Annotated in this window: 4 protein-coding genes; 3 read left to right on the plus strand and 1 reads right to left on the minus strand. The window is 25.4% G+C overall.

What is annotated here, in order from left to right; genetic code table 11:
- From HZY83_RS08220 to HZY83_RS01525, 3 genes are all read left to right on the plus strand, one after another.
- The coding region (locus tag HZY83_RS08220) for a hypothetical protein (RefSeq protein ID WP_218925298.1) at positions 1-205 on the plus strand (205 nt) is incomplete at its 5' end.
- Positions 206-583 carry an NUDIX hydrolase gene (locus HZY83_RS01520; RefSeq protein ID WP_179942335.1) on the plus strand — a complete coding sequence of 126 codons (378 nt, stop codon included), beginning with the start codon at positions 206-208 and terminating at the stop codon, positions 581-583. It begins immediately after the preceding gene.
- Between the two features lie 181 nt (positions 584-764).
- Entirely contained in the window at positions 765-1,688 is a 924-nt protein-coding gene (locus HZY83_RS01525) for a cation diffusion facilitator family transporter (protein WP_370520027.1), read from the plus strand.
- Between the two features lie 153 nt (positions 1,689-1,841).
- Here HZY83_RS01525 and HZY83_RS01530 read toward each other — a convergent pair whose 3' ends face one another.
- The gene (locus HZY83_RS01530) at positions 1,842-2,681 is read right to left on the minus strand and encodes an SDR family oxidoreductase (protein WP_218925299.1); all 840 of its coding nucleotides are present in this window, start codon (positions 2,679-2,681) and stop codon (positions 1,842-1,844) included.
- Positions 2,682-2,711: the final 30 nt, after the last annotated feature.

Raw genomic sequence — 2,711 nt, forward strand, 5'->3', positions numbered from 1 at the left:
GCTTATTACTATGATATATTGTGCTAAAAAATCTAATATAAGCTATATATTTATGTTAATATTGTTTATACCTACAATAATTCAGGCTATTTTGATGAGCAATTCAAAAACAATCACAATATATAGTCATATACCATATTTAACACCTTTACTAATGGCTTGTGGGTATATTATTTATTATACAATCTCACAAAGGAGAAAATAATTGAAAATAGCAGTAGCACTAATTTATAAAGAAAATAATATTTTAGCACTTAAAAAGAAAAACAATAATAGTCATTTTATATTGCCAGGCGGAAAAATAAATGATAAGGAGGAAAACTTTGAAGCACTAATAAGAGAGTTAAAAGAAGAACTTCAAATTAATGTATCTAAAGAACAATTAACCTACTTAGGAAAAATTAATTCTATATCTCAATTTGAAAACCTGCCCTTAGAAGCAGATGTGTTTATTGTAAAATACGAGGGAACATTTCAAGTGGCTAATGAAATTGAAAGTTTTTCATGGCTTAATATAGATAATATTGATAAAACTAAGTTAGCTAGAACATTTAACTTAATAGTTGATAAATATATAAAATAGAATATAAAATATTTTAAAAATTAAAAATAGCATTATACTTAAATATATAAAAATTAATTAAACTTTATGATATTTAAGTATAATGCTGTTTTTATAATAATAAAACTAAAATCAATTATAATTGAAAACAATTCTCATTGTCTTGTTATTTATTTTTTTAAGGTATATAATTAATTAATAAATCAACAAGGAGAAATTTTATATGACGAAAATATCTAATAACTATCACCATGTAAAACATTATAAAGTTCAACAAAAAACAAAAAAAACTGTTTATATAATTTTAATAACTACATTGGCATTCGCACTATTAGAGTTAATTGGAGGTATTCTCTCTAACTCGTTAGCTCTTGTAGGAGATTCATTCCATATGTTCTCAGATGTACTAGCTTTAGCAGGAAGTGCTATTGCAATTTTCTTTTCTTCAAAAAAACCTAAAGGTAATTTCACTTTTGGATATCTTAGACTAGAAATAATAACTGCTTTTGTTAATGGTCTAGCTTTAATTGTAATTTCAATTTATATCGTAATTGAAGCTATTGGCAGATTTGTAAATCCTAGAGATATAGATTTAAAATCAATGATAGGAATAGCTGTTGTTGGATTGATTTTTAACATAGTAACTACTTTAATTTTACATAATAATATAAAACACGAACATAATTTAAATGTTCAAAGTGCTTTATGGCATTTTATAGGAGATTTACTAAACTCTATAGGAGTTATAATTTCTGGAATAATAATATACTTTACGAAATTAGTTATAATAGACGCAATAATGAGTGTTATTATAAGTGTTATTCTTTTCAAAGGTGGATACAAAATTACAAAAAAAGCATTCTTAATATTAATGGATCATTCAAGCCTTGATGTTGATAAAATTTCAAAAGATATATTAAACATAGAAAACGTTAGTAATGTTCACGAATTTCATATATGGCATACCAACGATGAACAAACAAATGCTGCTATGCACATATTTTTAGAAAATTACGATGACAATGATTATATCGTAGTAGAAAATATAAAACAGATTTTAAGAGAAAAGTATAAAATTAATCATACATTCATAGGTATAGAAAATATTAATTATAACAAACATTAATATAATTCTATGAGAATTTAATTAATTTTTATAAAAAAGGAACTAATAATTATTAGTTCCTCTTTTATTTGTATATTATTTCAAATCATTATATTTATAACTGAATTCTATATTATAAAAATAACAAATTGAATTTTTCACCTATATAAAACTCTATAAACTATCTGTACTCAAGCTTAAATCTATATTTTCCTCTACCTCTGATAATATTTGAGATACCTTGTCTTTTATTCCCGATACTGCACCTGCATTTAAGTACAATCTTTTAGGAGCTTTTTCCATTTCAGCTACTTCTAATATAGCCTTGGCGACTAATTTAGGATCTCCACTTTGATTATGATTGAGCTTATCTAACTTTTTCATAGTCTGTTGAACCGCATTATATTCACTAATTTGTTCTTTAGGTTTTCTCATTGAAGAAGTATCCAAAAAGTCTGTTCTAACTCCACCTGGACAAATTGCAGTTACCTTAATATTAAATTCAGCTACCTCTAACGATAGGGCCTCACTCATCATAATAACTGCTGATTTTGTTGCAGAATAAATAGATTGACTTACCCCTGTAACTGAACCTGAGATTGATGCCAAATTAATTATACTTCCAGATTTTTGTTTTCTCATATATGGTAAAACTGCTTTCATCACATTAAATGTTCCAAAAACATTAACATCAAAATTATCTTTAATTTCTTCAATAGAAAATTCTTCTAAAGCTCCTAATATGGCATAACCTGCGTTGTTAACAACCACATCTACCTTACCATATTTATTAATAATCTTTTCTATAGCAAAATTAACACTATTTTTATCTAGATTCATAGATAGAGGAAAGAAATTATCTATTAAATGATTATGCGTTCTAGCAACTTCTGATTTTAGTTTTTCTGTATTTCTAGATGTTCCTACAACAATATATCCTCTTTCTAAACCATTAATAACAATTTCAAGACCTATTCCCTTAGATGCTCCTGTTACTAATAATACTTTTGACATTATTATTCTCCTTTCACTTGTATTTTCAAC

The organism is Gemella sp. GH3 (assembly GCF_013415425.1).
Taxonomy (GTDB): domain Bacteria; phylum Bacillota; class Bacilli; order Staphylococcales; family Gemellaceae; genus Gemelliphila.